General features: G+C 74.8%; 14 protein-coding genes. 8 read left to right on the forward strand and 6 right to left on the reverse strand.

Going from position 1 to position 15,452, the window contains the following annotated elements; genetic code table 11:
- Positions 1-114 precede the first annotated feature (114 nt).
- From ABZW10_RS05880 to ABZW10_RS05895, 4 genes are all read left to right on the forward strand, one after another.
- The gene (locus ABZW10_RS05880; RefSeq protein ID WP_355360529.1) at positions 115-2,544 is read left to right on the forward strand and encodes a helicase-associated domain-containing protein; all 2,430 of its coding nucleotides are present in this window, start codon (positions 115-117) and stop codon (positions 2,542-2,544) included.
- Between the two features lie 259 nt (positions 2,545-2,803).
- Positions 2,804-3,589, forward strand: coding sequence for a hypothetical protein (locus ABZW10_RS05885; RefSeq protein WP_355360532.1), 786 nt, complete (start codon positions 2,804-2,806; stop codon positions 3,587-3,589).
- Between the two features lie 17 nt (positions 3,590-3,606).
- Positions 3,607-4,773, forward strand: a complete 1,167-nt coding sequence (locus ABZW10_RS05890; RefSeq protein ID WP_355360535.1) for a sensor histidine kinase — start codon at positions 3,607-3,609, stop codon at positions 4,771-4,773.
- Positions 4,770-5,459, forward strand: coding sequence for a response regulator transcription factor (locus ABZW10_RS05895; protein WP_355360538.1), 690 nt, complete (start codon positions 4,770-4,772; stop codon positions 5,457-5,459). Before ABZW10_RS05890 ends, ABZW10_RS05895 begins: the two co-directional genes overlap by 4 nt.
- A gap of 459 nt (positions 5,460-5,918) precedes the next feature.
- On the opposite strand, the gene ABZW10_RS05900 is transcribed toward ABZW10_RS05895, so the two are convergent.
- On the reverse strand, positions 5,919-8,111 hold the full coding sequence (locus ABZW10_RS05900; protein ID WP_355360541.1) for an MMPL family transporter: 2,193 nt from the start codon (positions 8,109-8,111) through the stop codon (positions 5,919-5,921).
- A gap of 262 nt (positions 8,112-8,373) precedes the next feature.
- Between ABZW10_RS05900 and ABZW10_RS05905 the strand changes: the two genes are divergently transcribed.
- Together ABZW10_RS05905 and ABZW10_RS05910 are read left to right on the forward strand one after the other, a co-directional pair.
- Positions 8,374-9,660: a sensor histidine kinase gene (locus ABZW10_RS05905; protein WP_355360544.1), complete on the forward strand. Its 1,287-nt coding sequence runs from the start codon at positions 8,374-8,376 to the stop codon at positions 9,658-9,660.
- On the forward strand, positions 9,657-10,367 hold the full coding sequence (locus ABZW10_RS05910; protein WP_355360547.1) for a response regulator transcription factor: 711 nt from the start codon (positions 9,657-9,659) through the stop codon (positions 10,365-10,367). Before ABZW10_RS05905 ends, ABZW10_RS05910 begins: the two co-directional genes overlap by 4 nt.
- Here the strand turns inward: ABZW10_RS05910 and ABZW10_RS05915 are convergent.
- From ABZW10_RS05915 to ABZW10_RS05935, 5 genes are all read right to left on the reverse strand, one after another.
- Positions 10,357-10,773 carry an RNHCP domain-containing protein gene (locus ABZW10_RS05915; RefSeq protein WP_355360550.1) on the reverse strand — a complete coding sequence of 139 codons (417 nt, stop codon included), beginning with the start codon at positions 10,771-10,773 and terminating at the stop codon, positions 10,357-10,359. The genes ABZW10_RS05910 and ABZW10_RS05915 overlap by 11 nt on opposite strands.
- 28 nt (positions 10,774-10,801) lie before the next feature.
- Positions 10,802-11,182 (reverse strand): RNHCP domain-containing protein, encoded by a 381-nt coding sequence (locus ABZW10_RS05920; protein WP_355360553.1) that lies wholly within the window; start codon positions 11,180-11,182, stop codon positions 10,802-10,804.
- Between the two features lie 243 nt (positions 11,183-11,425).
- On the reverse strand, positions 11,426-12,421 hold the full coding sequence (locus tag ABZW10_RS05925; protein WP_355360556.1) for a hypothetical protein: 996 nt from the start codon (positions 12,419-12,421) through the stop codon (positions 11,426-11,428).
- Positions 12,418-13,329: an ABC transporter ATP-binding protein gene (locus ABZW10_RS05930; protein WP_355360559.1), complete on the reverse strand. Its 912-nt coding sequence runs from the start codon at positions 13,327-13,329 to the stop codon at positions 12,418-12,420. Before ABZW10_RS05930 ends, ABZW10_RS05925 begins: the two co-directional genes overlap by 4 nt.
- A 13-nt stretch (positions 13,330-13,342) precedes the next feature.
- Positions 13,343-13,528, reverse strand: coding sequence for a hypothetical protein (locus ABZW10_RS05935; RefSeq protein ID WP_355360562.1), 186 nt, complete (start codon positions 13,526-13,528; stop codon positions 13,343-13,345).
- A 119-nt stretch (positions 13,529-13,647) separates the two neighbouring features.
- Between ABZW10_RS05935 and ABZW10_RS05940 the strand changes: the two genes are divergently transcribed.
- Both ABZW10_RS05940 and ABZW10_RS05945 read left to right on the forward strand, forming a co-directional pair.
- Complete coding sequence (locus ABZW10_RS05940) at positions 13,648-14,781, forward strand: histidine kinase (RefSeq protein WP_355360565.1); 1,134 nt, start codon at positions 13,648-13,650, stop codon at positions 14,779-14,781.
- The gene (locus tag ABZW10_RS05945) at positions 14,778-15,446 is read left to right on the forward strand and encodes a response regulator transcription factor (protein WP_355360568.1); all 669 of its coding nucleotides are present in this window, start codon (positions 14,778-14,780) and stop codon (positions 15,444-15,446) included. Before ABZW10_RS05940 ends, ABZW10_RS05945 begins: the two co-directional genes overlap by 4 nt.
- Positions 15,447-15,452 lie beyond the last annotated feature (6 nt).

The following is a 15,452-nucleotide window of genomic DNA, read 5'->3' on the forward strand; positions in this document are numbered from 1 at the left end:
CAACCGAGTGCCCGGACCGCTCAGTGGTCCGGGCACTCGTCGCTACCGCTCCGTTGACACGTCATCCTTGTGCTTCCGGCTGGTTCCGGCAGGCCATGGATGTCCTTCGGTGTAGTGAGGTGCCCCATCAGTACGAAGAGCGGATCGACGCTGGCCGCATGGCTGCGTGGCCTGGACGCGGCCGGGCTGGAACGCGTCCTGGCGGCGCGCCCGGACGCCGTGTCGGCTCCGGAGCCTCGGTCGGTCGGTGAACTGGCGGACAGGCTCCAGCGTCCGGCGTCGGTGGCGTTGGCCCTGCCCCGGCTCGCGCTGCCGTGCCTTCAGGTGGCGGAGGCCGTCGCCGCGCTGACCACCGGGTCACGGGAGGATCTGGAACGTCTCCTGGACGCGACCCACGGTGACCGCGCCCACGGACTGGACGCCGCCCTGGAGGCGCTGGCCGATCGTGCTCTGGTGTGGCCGGCCGACAATGGGCTGCTGCTCATGGCGGCGCCGCTGCGAAACGCGTGGAGCTCGCCCCTGGGGCTCGACGCACCGCTCGTACGACTGCTCGCAGGCTCGAACTCCGACGAGTTGGGCCGCATGTTGGCGAAACTCGATGTCAAACCCGCCGCCAGCAGAAAGGAGAGCCGGCTGGCGGCGCTGGTCGACCATCACAGCGATCCGGCTCGGGTCGCCGCGCTGGTGGCCAAGGCCCCCGTAGTCACCCGGAAACTCCTTGAGCGGCGGGCACGTGCGGCTCCGGAGCGACCGGGCTTCATCATGTTCGGGACTCCGGCCGACTCCGCGCCCGGCGAACAGTGGGCGCTGGAGCGGGGGCTGCTGATCCGGGACCGCCACCGGTACGGGCCGGCCCGTATGCCCGCGGAGGTGGCACTCGCGCTGCGCGGCTCCGGCTGGCACGCCCCTTTCACGCCCGCCCCGCCAGGTGTGCGGTCGGTGCCCACCACCGTCTCGGACATCGACCGGGAGGCCACTTCCGCCTTGATGGCGTTCGCCGCCCATGCGGTGTCCGTCCTCGGGGTGTGCGCCGTCGCTCCCCCGGCTCGGCTGAAGGCCGGCGGGGTCGGCGCCCGTGAGCTGTCCCGGATCGGCAAGGCAGCACGGTGCGACGAGATCGTGGTGCGTCTGGTGCTGGAGGCGGCGAGCGCGGCCGGGCTACTGACCCGGAACGGCGACCGGGTCGCGGCCACCGCCACCTACGACACCTGGGCCGTGGAAGAACCGGCCGATCAGCTCGCCGTGCTCCTCCGGGCCTGGTGGACACTGCCGCTGACCCCTGGCGGGAACCGCGACGAGGACGGGAAGGCTCTGCCGGCACTCACCGGGGCGCCGGCCTGTGGAGGCTGTCTTCAGGCTCGGCACGGGCTGCTGACGGCTGCGGCGCGACTCCCGGCCGGCGAGGGCTCGGCGAACCCGGCGGAACTGGGGGCGCTACTCGTCTGGCTCCGCCCGCTCGCCGACGAACTCCCCCAGGACGCCACGCCGTTCGCCACCCTGATCCGCGAAGCGGAACTGCTCGGCGCACTCGCCCGCGGGGCCCTGTCCCCTATCGGGACCGCCCTGCTGGCCGACGACGACGTAGCCCTGACCGATGCCTGTCGACGGCTACTGCCCGCCGCCAGCAGGACCGCCCGCTTCGGCAGCGATCTCACCGCCGTGGTCGCCGGTACACCGGCTGCGCATCTCCTCGCGCTGCTGGACGCCGTCGCGGACCGGGAGAGCGTCGGGACGGCGTCCGTCTGGCGGTTCAGCCCGGCCAGTGTCCGCCGCGCCCTCGATGCCGGACTGACCCCCGACACCTTGACGGCCGATCTGGCTGACGTCGCCGTCGAACCGCTCCCCCAGCCGCTCTCGTACCTGATCCACGACACGGCGCGCGGCCACGGCCGGATGCGCGTCGTCGCCACCGCCTGTGTGATCCACGGCGAGGAGCCCGCCCTCCTGGCCGAGTTGGCCGCGCACCGCAAGCTCACCCAGCTCGGACTGCGGCTGCTGGCGCCGACCGTGCTGATCAGCCGGACCCCACCTGACAAGACGCTCGCGGCACTGCGGTCCGCGGGCTACGCCCCCGTCGCCGAGCAGCCGGACGGGTCCGTCCGCATCGAGCGGGCCCAACGCCCCCGCGCGGCGAGCCCGGCCCCCCTTCCCCGCGGCAGGTCCCGCCCGCAGCGGGCGGGCGACCGCTCCGCAGACGTTCGGACCGCCGTCGACCTGGGCGCCCTCGCCGCCCGTCTGCGGGACGCCCCACAGGACGTCCCGGAGCCCGATCCGTACGACGGCCGCCCCTACGCCAGCGACACCGAGGAGATCATCGCCGGGTGGGCGCGCAACCTCTCCTTCACCGATGTCCGCCAGTTGGCCCATGCCGTCAACGACGGGCAGGCCGTCACGATCGAGTACGTGGCCACCTCGGGCAACACGACGGTCCGCACGCTCAGCCGACTCGAACTGGACGCCCCCTACCTCCATGCCTGGTGCCACCTGCGCGATGACGACCGCGTGTTCACCCTCTCCCGCATCCACGGGGTGATGCCCTCATAGCTCCGGCCGGGATCACCATCACCTCGATGCGGCGCCCGGTGGCAGTTCCGGTTGCGTTCACCGTCCTCCGGCACCGTTCAACACCGCGCCGGGGAGCCGCTCCGCCGCAGGCCGGTGGTGCGGCTCCGGCGCGGCTCCGGCATCGGACCGCGGTCTGATGCCGGGAGCCGTGCAGGAGCCGGGTCGGACCTGGGGCCGATGGCGGGAAGCGGACCGTGCTCCGACGCGGTGGAACCCTCCCGGGCGGGATCGTTCACGCATGACGGCAACGCGGAGCACTCCCCTCTCACAGGACATCACCACCCCGGCGAAGGCCCGGCTGCTGCCGGTGGAGTGGTCCGGCGACACGCCCTTCCCCGGCCGGTGGGCCGGCGGGGTCGCCATGGTGGCCGCCCCGCTGCTCCTGGGTGCCGGAGTCCTGCTGCGGCTCCCCTTCCACTTCTTCTTCCCGGAGCAGCTCGCCGCCCGGGTCGAGCACCCCGGCCTGATCGCGGCCTCCTACGGTTCCTTCGCCGCCGGGACTGTTCTGCTGTGGCCGGCCCTGGCCGTACTCGCGACCCGAACCGGCCGTCACAGCCCCGGGCTGGCTCTGTGGGGCGGGATCTTCGCCGTCCTCGGGCTCTTCGCCCGGACCTTCCACGCCGGCGTGGACCACCTCGCCTTCCAACTCGCCCATCGGCAGGGGGCGGAGGCCGCCACCCGGTTCATCGGCGAGACGTACGGCGCCTTCCACGTCTTCAGCGCCCTCAGCCTCGCGATCATGGGTGGCTGGCTGCTCCTCGCCGTCGGGGCCTGGCGGGCGCACGTGCTCGGCCCGGTCCGTGCCGTCGCGCTCGCAGCGACCGCCGCACTGCCGCTCGGCGTGCTCAAAGGCACCACCCCGCTGTCGGTCGTGGCCGTCGGCGGTCTCTGCCTCGCCCTTGTTCCGCTGGGGGTCACCGTTCTGCGCGAAGGCCCGGCACCGCGCCGCGCCTCCGTCCTGCGCTGGAGCGCCGCAGTCACGGCCACAGTGATCCTCATGACCCTGATCGGACAGGCCGGTTGACGGGATACGGTCGGACCATGCGTCCCCTACGGCGGCCCCACGACGGCCATCTGCTCGTGGCAGACCTGGCCGCCGCGCTCCTGATCACCGCCGCGTACATCGGCTTCGCCCGGATGTCCGACGGCGACGCCCAGCCCGTCTACACCGGGCCGGTGTGGGCGGGCATGCTCGTGGCCGCAGCCGTCGGCCTCCCGGTGGCGGCCCGTCGGCGGTGGCCCGTACCGGCCGCGGTCACGGCCCTCGCCGGAGCCGTCGCCGCCACCCTCCTGGACATCACGCGCGAGCCCCACCTCGCGGTCGGCCTCACCCTGTACACGGTCTCCCTCACCGAACTCCCGCGTCGCTCGGTGCCCTTGCTGGCCACCACACTCGCCGCTTCGGCGGTCGCCGTCCTCACCGGGGAGGCCCTGGTGACCCCGGCCGAGACCTGGAGCGGAGCGACCGGCGTCGCCGCCACCGTCTGGCTGGTCGTGGGCGGAGGCTGGGCTGCGGGCTTCGCCGTACGCACCCGCCGGGCCAGGGAAGCGGACCGCACGAACCGCCGCACCGAACGCGCCGTGATCGACGAGCGGTTGCGGATCGCCCGCGAGTTGCACGACATCGTGTCGCACAGCCTCAGCCTGATCGCCGTGAAGGCGGGCGTCGCCGGGCACGTCGCCCAGCGCCGCCCCGAGGAGGCGGTGGACGCGCTGCTCGTCATCGAGCAGACCAGCCGGGCCGCCATGACCGAGATGCGTCGCGCTCTCGGTGTACTACGCGCGGACCCCGCCGACACCCCGCTGGGCCCGGCGCCCGGCATCGACGCCCTCCCACTGCTGGCCGATCAGGCTCAACTTGCTGGCGTGGAGGTCGATATGACTGTCCGAGTCCCCGATGGAGGCCTGGCCGCCGGCATCGCCGTCGCCGTCCACCGGATCGTTCAGGAGTCTCTCACCAACGTGGTGAAGCACGCGGCCCCCGCCCACTGCCGGGTCTCGGTCGAGGCGGACCTGCGCGAGGTACGGATCGATGTTACGGACGACGGCCGCGGTGAGGGCCACGGACCACCCGGAGGGCACGGCCTGATCGGCATGAGGGAGCGGGTGATGATGTACGGCGGGACGTTCAGCGCGGGACCGCGCTCCGAGGGGGGCTTCGCGGTCTCCGCCCGCCTGCCGCAGGACGGCACAGGGAGGACCTCATGACCGACGCGACGCGTGTGCTCGTCGTCGACGACCAGGTGTTGCTGCGAGGCTCCTTCCGGATCCTCGTCGAGAACGAGCCCGGTCTCACCGCCGTCGGAGAGGCGGGCGACGGAGCCGAAGCCGTCGAACTGGCCCGCCTGCACCGACCGGACGTGGTCCTGATGGATGTCCGGATGCCCGTCATGGACGGCATCGAGGCGACCCGGCGGATCTGCGGTTCCCCCGAGACGGCCGGGGTCCGAGTGCTGATCCTCACCACGTTCGACCTCGACGAGTACGTCTACTCGGCCCTGCGGGCCGGCGCGGCGGGCTTTCTCCTCAAGGACGCGCCGCCTGCCGAAGTGCTGGCGGCAATCCGGGTCGTCGCCTCCGGCGAGTCCCTGCTGGCTCCGTCGGTGACCCGCCGGCTGATCGAGGAGTTCACCCGCCGCCCGGGCCGTGACCCGGGCCACGGCCCGGGCACGCTGGCGGGGGTGACGGAGCGGGAGCACGAGGTCCTCGAACTGATCGCGAGGGGCCTGTCGAACCACGAGATCACCGCCCGCCTGCACTTGAGCATGGGCACGGTGAAGACCCACATCGGCCGTCTCCTCACCAAGCTGGCCGCCCGCGACCGCGCCCAGTTGGTGATCGCCGCCTACGAGTCGGGAGTCGTGTCGGCCTCCGACGGCGGCCTGGCGCCCTGAGCCCCTGACGGTCGCGGAGTACCGCGCCCCCGGTCGACCTGGGCCCGCTGAGGGTGCTGAACCGATTGTGCACGGCACCGGTCCGGCAACCCCGCCTCGGCCATGGCCGGCCCCTCCGCGACCGGGAAACCACACCCCGGCCGCGGAACTCCTGCTCGGCTGAACGGCCCCGGGCGCACGTCGGGCCGCGCCGCCCGGGCAGGCGGCCACATCGAAGTCGGCCGATGACGGGTCCGAGGGGCGGGGCGCGGCCCGAGGTCGTTCAGCCCCCAAGGACCGACGGTCCTGGCGATGCTGGGCGCGGTCATGCCCGAAGCCGGCCTCTGGGAACGGCTCACGGGCATGACCGACGAGAAGCGGCTCCGCACCGGCCCCGCGTGACGGTGAAGGCCGGAGGCCCGGCGCCCTCGGGGTGGGGGGCCGGGCCTCCGTGGGCGCTCGGGGCAGGCGGGCGCCCGGTCAGGGGGTGAGGACGTGGGTCGGGGGGTGGGTCGGGGTGGAGGTGGGGGTGGGGGCCGGGGTGGGGCGCAGGGGCCACCAGAGGGCGCGGCCGAGGAGGGTGGCCAGGGCGGGGACCAGGGCGAGGGAGAGGACGACGGCGGAGAGGAGGATGCCGAGCGTCAGCGCGAAGGCGATCTGGGCGCTGCCGGGGGTGGTGGCGAGGGTGGCGAAGGAGCCGGCCAGGACCAGGCCGGCGGTGGCGACGGCGGGCGTGGTGTGGCGCACGGCGCGGGCCACGGCGGCGCGGGCCGGGCCGGGCCGGTGCATCTCCTCGCGGATCCGGTCGGTGATGAGGATGTTGTAGTCGGTGCCCAGGGCGACGACGAACAGGAACAGCACCAGCGGGAGGGTGAAGTTGACGCCGGGCTCGTCCAGCACGTGCTGGAACAGCAGGGTGGCGGCGCCCAGGGTGGCGGCGAAGCCGAGCCCGACGGCGAGCATCAGCACCACCGGGGCGAGCACGCTGCGCAGCAGGAGCAGCAGGATCAGGGCGATCAGGGCGGCGGCGACCGGGAAGACGACCCTCAGGTCGTGGTCGACGGCGACGGAGACGTCGGCGAAGATCGCCGCCGTGCCGCCGACGTGGGCGCTCGTTCCGGCGGGGGTGTGGGCGGCGACGGCGGCGCGGACCGGGCCGGACACCAGTTCACGGGCCCGCGCGCTCTGCGGGTCGGCGGTGAGGAAGAGGTCGATCCGGGCGGCGCGGCGGTCCTCGTTCAGGACGGTGCCGCCCACCTGGCCGACACCGTCGGCCTTCGCCAGGCCGCGGGAGAGGCCGTCGAGCCGGGCGGGGTCGAGGGTGCCGCCGTCATGCGCGGTGACGTAGACGGTGGTCGGATCGGACACGCCCGCCGGCAGGGCGCGGGAGATCTCCGCGGCGGTGGCCGCGGCCGCCGTCTTCGAGCCACCGCCCTGGCCGTAGTCCATCCGGATCCCGGTCATCCCCGCGGTCAGGGCACCGAGCAGCGCGACGGAGCCGAGCAGCAGGACCACCGGGCGCCGGGCGACGAAGGCGCCGTAGCGGGCGGCCACGCCCTCGCGCGGTTCCCGGTCCAGGCTGCGGGAGGGCCAGAACATCCCGCGGCCGCAGGCGGCGAGCAGGGCCGGCATCAGGGTGAGGCTGCCCAGCAGCATGACGAGGACGGCGACGGCGATCGCCGGGCCGAGCGAGCGGAACTGCCCGAAGCTCGCCACGCCCAGGGTGGCGAAGGCGGCCACGATGGTCAGTGCGGCGGAGGTGATCGCGGTGCCCACCCGGGCGGACACCTCGGCGGCGGCCTCGCGGGCGGGCTGGTCGGGCCGGGCGCGCAGGTGCTCGCGGAACCGGAAGAGCAGGAACAGCAGGTAGTCGACGCCGATGCCGAGCAGGACGACGGAGATCAGGCTCGGGGTGGAGGCGTCCAGCCGCAGGCCGGTGAGCGCCGCGGCGCCGGCCACCGCGCCGCCGGCCACGCCGCCGACCAGCGCGACCACGAGCAGCGGCAGCACGGCCGCGAGCACGCTGCGGAACACCAGCACGTTGAGCAGGACGATCAGCGCCATGATCAGGCTGCTGCCGATGAGCGCGGCGGTCCGGTTGTCGTCCGCGCTGTCGGCGGCCTCGGCGAGGCCGCCGGTGAACCCGGTGCGCATCCCGGCGTCGGCGAACTGCGCGCGGGCGGAATCCCGGAAGACCCGGTAGACCTTCTGGACGCCCTCGTCCACGGTGCTGCCGGTCAGTTCGACGGAGAGCAGTTCGAAGCTCCGGTCGGGCGCCGTCATCGCGGGGGCGACCCGGGGGGTCTGGGAGCGGTCGGGCAGCAGGAACGACGGCTCGTCCTCCGCCCTGGGCATGACGACCCGGCGCCGGCCGAGCTCCGCCGCCTCGGTCTCGATCCGCTGCCGGTCGCCGTCGGTGAGCGCCTTGCCGTCGCTCCGGGCGACCAGCACCGTGACCGTGGTGGCGTCCGGCTTCACGCCGAACTGCTCCTCGGCGATCCGCAGGGCGGCGGCCGAGTCGTAGCTCTTCGGCAGGAAGCCGGCGGTCTGGGCGTCGGTGACCCGGCCCAGCAGCATCGGGCCGAGCGCGGTCAGCCCGAGCCCCAGGACCGCCCAGAGGACGATGACCTTCCACGCGTTTCTGGTGGAGAATCCGGTCAGTGCGCGGATCACGGTGCCCTCCGGCTGATGGACGCGAGCGTCGGCCAAGCCGGCCGGGGGTTCCCGGCCGGCTTCCAGACCATCAGGTGGAGGGGGTGCCGGGCGTCCGGGCAGCGGACGATCCGCGCCGGGGCCTCCGGTCCCCCCGGCGGCCCGGAACCAGGACCGTGCTCCTGGTTCCGGCCCGCCCGGGTTCGGCCGGAGGGACCATCCGGGGCGGGGTGGGCGGGTGCCAGAATGGGGGCATCAGCGCTGGTCTGCCGGGAGGACGAGGATGGACGGGCGTCAGCGCCCCGGGGCGGAAGTCGTGGACGAGGTGCCGCAGCACCCGGAGAAGCCGCGGAGCCGCACGAGCCGCACGTACCGCACGGGCGGCCTCCCGTGGACCCAGGCCGACGCCCTGGTGGCCGTCGTCACCGGCACCCTGGACATGCTCGCCCACCTGCTCCTCAGCGAGGTGGCGGGCACCCGGAGCGTCGGCGTGCCGGACTTCGTCCTCCTCGCGCTGGCGGGCCTGCCCCTGCTCGCCCGGCGCCGCCACCCCGTCCAGGCGCTCGCCGTCGTCCTGCCGCTCCAGGCCGCCGTCGACCTGACGACCCCGATGGGCACCCACTTCGGCACCGTCGTGACGGTCGCGCTGTACTCGGTCGCCCGGCACCGCGCCTGGCCGGTCGTCACCGGCGCCGCCGCGGCGACGGCGCTGATGACGATGCTGGGCCAGAGCGCGTTCCGCGTGCCCTCCTTGGAGGCGGGCACCGCCGCCGCCGCGTCCTCCGCCATCGTGGCCGGCGCCGGCCTCGCGGTCGCCCGCTGGCAGCGCGAGGTGGAGGCCAACCGCCGACTGCTGGCCGACCGCGCGGTGGCCGAGGAACGCCGCCGCATCGCACGGGAGTTGCACGACATCGTGGCCCACCACATCACGACCATGCAGCTGATGGCCGGCGGCGCCCGCGCCAACCTCGCGAACCCGGAGGTGGTCCGGGAGGCCCTGGTCACCCTGGAGTCCTCCGGACGGCTGGCGCTGCGCGAGATGCGCCAGCTGCTGAACGTCCTGCGGGCCGACGATGTCCCGGACGCCGTTCCCGTCTCGCCCCAGCCCGGGGCGGACGACCTCGGCCGGCTGGTGGAGGAGTCCCGCCGGGCCGGACTGCCGACCGACCTCCGGGTGCACGGCTCACCGCGTCCGCTGCCGCCGACGCTCGGGCTGACGGTGTTCCGGATCGTCCAGGAGGGCCTCACCAACGCCCGCAAGTACGCGGGACCGGCCCGCGCCTCCGTCCTGCTGGCGTACCGCGCGGACGGGATCACCGTCGAGGTGAGCGACGACGGCGGGGGCGCACCGCCCCGGGACACCGAACCCGAGCCGGGCCGGGGCGGCTACGGCCTGATCGGCATGCGCGAGCGGGTCGCCCTGCACGGCGGCACCCTGGTGGCCGGGCCCCGGCCGGAGGGCGGCTTCACGGTGCTGGCCGAGCTGCCGCTGGCGGCGGAGGAGACCGCCGAGGCGGCCGTCCAGCGGGGAGAGGCGGCCGTCCAGCACGGAGAGGCGGTCCACCGGTGACGGCCGCGACGCCCGGGATCCGGGTCCTCATCGTGGACGACCAGCCGCTGGTCCGGCGCGGTCTGTCGCTGATCCTCTCCCCGGACCCCGCCTTCGAGGTGGTCGGCGAGGCCGAGGACGGGCAGCAGGCCGTCGCGCTCGCCCACCGGCTGCGCCCCGACGTCGTGGTGATGGACATCCGGATGCCCGTCCTGGACGGGGTCGCCGCGACCGAGGAGCTGGCCCGCACCCTGCCGTTGTGCCGGGTCCTCGCGCTCAGCACCTTCGACATGGACGAGTACGTGGTGGCCGCGCTGCGCGCCGGCGCGCACGGGTTCCTGCCCAAGGACGTCTCGCCGGAGGACCTCGCCGCGGCGATCCGCACCGTCCACACCGGGGAGGCGGTGGTCGCCCCGCGCCTGCTCACCCGGCTGATCTCCGCCTACGTCCGCGCGCCGCTCGGTGCCCCGCCGCCGCCCGCCGTCACGACGGGGGAGCTCACGCCCCGCGAGGTGGAGGTGTGGCGGCTGATGGCCACCGGACTCGACAACGCGGGGATCGCCCGCTCCATGGACATCAGCCACTCCACCGTGAAGAACCACATCACCAGTCTGTTCGGCAAGCTCGACGTGCGCGACCGCGCGCAGGCGGTCATCGCGGCCTACGAGTCCGGCCTGGTCACCGCCCGTGCGGGGGGCGGTGACCAGGCCGGCGGGGTCACAGGCTGAGCAGCGTACGACGGGCGAAGCCCGCGTCCCGCAGCGGTTGCAGCGCGAGCCGCAGCAGCGGCAGCGGGTTGTCGTCACCGGCGGTCCGGTTGGTGCTCAACTCCCCGCAGGACAGGCACTGGTGGACGATCATCCACTCGCCGTCCGCGCGGACGGCGAGACCCAGTGCCTCCATCCGCCTGCGGCAGTCGGCGGCTCGGTCGCCGGGGATCCGGCGGTCGACGTGCAGGCTGGCCAGGCAGTTCGGGCAGTGGTTGCGGTGCGCGGTGCCGGGGGCGTCCAGCGGGACGTCCAGCCGGCAGCCGACGCACCGGAAGTCGTGCGCCCGGTGCCCGCCCCGGGCGTGCAGGACGTCCTTGGGGCGCTGCCGGCGGCGGTGGCCGTTGGTGTTCCTCTGTCGTGGCACGGTCGGTCCTCCTTCTCGCGCAAGCGGTTCAGAGGGAGCCGAAGGCTTCGAGCGGGAACGGCGGCTGGGCCAGCGGCCGGACGGCGATGCGCATCAGGATGAGCTGGTTGTCGTCCCGGCAGACCGGGTTGGACGTCAACTCGTCGCAGCGCACGCAGCGGTGGACGAGCATCCAGTCGCCGGTGCGCAGCACGGCGATGGCGATCGGCGACATCCGCCCGTGGCAGGCGCTCGGGCCGCCCTCGACGTGGTCGAGGACGTGCTGCGAGTGCAGGCAGGACGGGCAGTGGTTGCGCCGCGCGCCGTCGGCGGCGAACGTGGACACGGTGAGACCGCACCAGGCGCAGCCGAAGGTGGCGGTCTTCAGGGCGCTACCGGTGTTACTGGTGGTGTTGGTGGTGCTGGACACCCGGGGTGCTCCTTGCTGGAGGTCAACGATGACAGCAAGAGCAGGCCGAGCGGCCTCGACGACGATCCGTCAGGCTGTGTGGCGAGGCGCACTCGGCGCGGTCCGGGACATCAAGACACCCTCTCGAAGGGCACGGCGGCCCGTGGCAGACGGAACGGAGCGGCGAGCGTAACAATGCCGCCAACGCCCGTGCCACCGAATTCCGCCGCCCACAGGCCGCCCCCACCGCCCCCACCGCCCCCGTCAGACGGGATGCCGCCGGACGCGGTGGAACGCGAGGCCGGCCGTCAGCGCCGTCAGCGCGGCGAAGAGCGCGGTCTCCCGGAGCTGGAAGTCCCAGTAGCGGCCGGCCGGCTGCTCGGCGATCTCGACGTGGACGCCGCCCCCGGCCAGGCAGCCGGGCAGCTCGGCGAGCGAGCTGCGGTCCATGCAGTCCTGGAACCAGGCCGAGTGGCCGACCTCCTGCCCGGCGGCGTCGAGCATCGGGCTGGTCTCGACGACCCACGGCCCGCCGGGCACACGCAGACCCCCGATGTCCCCGTAGGTGCCGATCTTCGTCAGCCGGCCGATCAGCTCGGCGGTGAGCGGCACCGAGGTGCGCACCGGCGGCTGGTAGTGCGGGCGGACCAGCGCGGGCACGGCGATCTGCAGCGCGGCGAACACCACCAGCGTGGCCGCCATGGCGGGGACCGCGCGGCGCAGGAACAGGCCCAGGGTCGCGCCGAGGACGACGGCGAAGGCCGCGTAGCCCAGCGGGGCGAGGCCGCGCGAGGCGAAGAGCACCGGTTCGAAGCGGTTGCCGAGGACGGCGGTCACCGGGCCGGTCGCCCAGGTGAGCAGCAGGCTGTACAGGCCGGCGGCGGCGACGCCCGCCAGGCCGACCAGGCCGAGCTTGACCGCCAGCCACCGGCCGCGGGTGACGCTCTGGTTCCACACCAGCCGGTGCGTGCCGGCCTCCAGCTCCCGGGCGACCAGCGGGGCGCCCCAGAACACGCCGATCGCGCCGGGGACGGCGAGCAGCAGGTAGCCGAGCAGATCGGCCCGCAGGCGGTAGCGGTCGGCGAAGGCACCGAGCGGTCCGGCGCAGTCGGCGCGACCGCCCGCGCAGTGCGCGAGGGTGTCGGCGTGGGCGTCGTGGATCTGCGTGCCGAGCACGACGAGGTAGCCGGCCAGGAGCAGCAGGGCGGCCAGCCCCACGAGCGCCTGGGCGCGGAACTGGCGCCAGGTCAGCCAGATCATCGGTGGTCCTCCACGGAGGTCGGGGTGGTGGCGCCGGCGGCCCGGCCGAGGTGGGCGAGGACGAGCTCTTCGAGTCCGACGTCCGTCACCGTCCAGGGACCGCCGGCCAGCAGCGAGCGGTCGGCCCGCACCACCGCGGTGACGGGCCCGGCGGTGACGTCGTCCGGGGCGGGTTCGACGGGCGCGATCACCTCCGCCCCGGCGGGCAGCGCCGCGAGGTCCCGGCGCCGGCCGACGACCAGGACGTGACCCGCCAGCAGGTCGGCCACGTCACCGGCCAGTTGGACCCGCCCGTCGGCCAGCACGATCAGGTGGTCGCACACCCGCGCCACGTCCGGCAGCGCGTGCGAGGAGAGCACGGCGGCCGCGCCCAGTTCGCCCACCGACTCCAGCAGGTGGTCCAGGAAGGCGTGCCGGGCCAGCGGGTCCAGGGCCGCCGCGGGCTCGTCGAAGATCAGCAGCTCGGGCCGCTTGGCGGCGGCGACGGTCAGCGCGAGCTGCGCCCGCTGGCCGCCGGAGAGCCGGCCGGCCCTGCGCCGGGGGTCGAGGCCGGACCGGGCGAGCCGGCGGCGGGCGAGCGCCTCGTCCCAGCCGGGGTTGAGCCGGGCGCCCAGGCGCAGGTGGTCGGCGACGGAGAGGTCGGCGTAGACCGGGGTGTCCTGCGCGACGAAGCCGACCCTGGCCAAGTGGGCGGGCCCGGCGGCGGGCGGAGCGCCCAGCACCCGGATCGTGCCCGAGCTGGGGGCGGTCAGTCCGCAGGCCAGCTGCAGCAGGGTCGACTTGCCGGCGCCGTTCGGGCCGACGAGTCCGGTCACCCGGCCCGGCGGGACGTTCAGGTCGACGTCGACGAGCGCGTGGTGGCGGCCGTACCGCTTGCCCAGCCGCACGGTTTCCAGTACCGGTGTCATGGTGCTCCCCCGGTCAGCCGCGCCGCGCGCGCTTGCCGCGCCAGGACCGGACGAGGCGGAACAGGCCGTAGCCGGCCGCGACCAGGACGGCCAGATTGAGCGCCCACCATGCGTAGAGCAGCGGACTGCGCTCGGTCTTCTCGGGTCGGACCGCCAGCAGGTCGGCGAGCAGGGTGGGTGCGGAACTGAGATCAACCATGCGCCCCAGCCTGGGCAACCGCCGCCGCCCGCCGCAGCGGCCGAAGGGACGGTCCGCGCCCGCCGAGTCGTACTTTCGGCCGGTTCGGCGCCGGCCCCGGATCCCCTAGCGTGAGCCGGGTGAGTTCAGCGAAGCGTTCGACGGCATGGGTCGACGCGGCACTGGCGGTGCTGTTCACCCTGGCCCTGGTCGTCATGGCCGTCCAGTACGCCGCCCAGGGCCGGGTCTGGGCCTTCGACACGGCGACGGGCACCGCCGTCTGCCTGGTCGCGCTCGGCCGCCGGCGCCACCCGGGCTGGGCCGCCGCCCTCGGGCTGGCGCTCGCGGGCGCCGCGGCGGTGACCGCCCGGCTCGCCCACCTGCCCGGCGAACCGGGGGCCGCCGCCGTCCTGGGACTGCTCGTCCTCGGCGGCGCGGCCGTGCGGACGCTCGCCCGGTGGCAGGCGGCCGCGGTCGCGGTGGCCGGGCTGGCCCTGATGGCGGCCGGACTGCTGACCGTCGAGGGGCCGGGCACGCCGTTCCGGGTCGGGATCGAGGTCTGGATCCTCGCGCTCGCGGCCGGGCTCGGCCTGCGTCTGCTCGACCACCGTCGCCGGGCCGCCGTCGAGGCCGTTCGCCGGGAGGAACGCCTAGCCCTGGCACGGGAGTTGCACGACGTGGTCGCCCATCACATCACCGGCGTCGTCGTCCAGGCCCAGGCCGCCAGGATCATGGCCCGGCGGCAGCCCGGAGGTCTGGACGCCACCCTCGCCGGGATCGAGGACGCCGGCGGCGAGGCGCTCGCCTCGATGCGCCGGGTGGTCGGCCTGCTGCGCGACACCGAGGACGTCGCCAGCACCGCCCCCGCCGTCCCCGGGCCCGAGCAACTGGCCGGTCTCGTCGAGCGGTTCGACGGCCACGGCCCCGCGGTGGAGCTGCGGCTGCCCGCCGAGCCGGCCCCCTGGCCGCCCGAGGTGGCCACCACCGTCCACCGGATCGTCCAGGAGTCCCTCACCAACATCGCCCGCCACGCCGCACACGCGCGCGCCGCCACCGTCGACATCGCGCACGGAGCGGACACCCTCACCGTCACGGTCACCGACGACGCCGCGCCCGGCCGCGCCCGGCCGCACAAGCAGCCCGGCGGCTACGGCCTCATCGGCATGCGCGAACGCGTCGAGGCACTCGGCGGCCGGCTCTCCGCAGGACCGCGCCCGGACACCGGCTGGTCGGTCCGCGCCGCTCTGCCGCTCCCCGGGAAGGGGGCCCGTTGAGCATCCGCGTCCTGCTCGCCGACGACCAGGCGATGATCCGCGGCGGCCTGCGGCTCATCCTGGAGGACCAGGACGACATCACCGTGGTCGGCGAGGCCGCCGACGGCGCCACCGCCGTCGAACTCGCCCGCCGGCTACGGCCCGACGTCTGCCTGGTCGACATCCGCATGCCCGGCCTCGACGGCATCGACGTCACCCGCGCCCTCTCCGGGCCCGGCGTCGCCGACCCGCTGCGGGTGGTCGTCGTCACCACCTTCGACCTGGACGAGTACGTCCACGGCGCGCTGCGCGCCGGCGCGGTCGGCTTCGTCCTCAAGGGCGCCGCCCCCGCGCTGCTCGTCGAGGCCGTCCGCGCCGCCCACGCCGGCGAGGCCCTGCTCTCCCCCGCCATCACCCTGCGCCTGCTGCGCGACCTCGCCCCGACCCGCCCGGCGCCGGTCGCCCGCCCCGCCCAGCCGCTCTCCCCGCGCGAGACCGAGGTCATCCGCGCCATCGCCCGCGGCCGCACCAACCAGGAGATCGCCGCCGCCCTCTTCATCACCCTCAGCACCGTCAAGAGCCACCTGGCGACCGTCCAGAGCAAGCTCGGCCTCCGCAACCGCGTCGAGATCGCCGCCTGGGCCTGGGAGTCCCGCCTCATGGACTCCCCCGGTCCAGGCGGCTGACGGACC

Origin of the sequence: Kitasatospora sp. NPDC004723, assembly GCF_040609255.1 — a bacterium.
Classification (GTDB): domain Bacteria; phylum Actinomycetota; class Actinomycetes; order Streptomycetales; family Streptomycetaceae; genus Kitasatospora.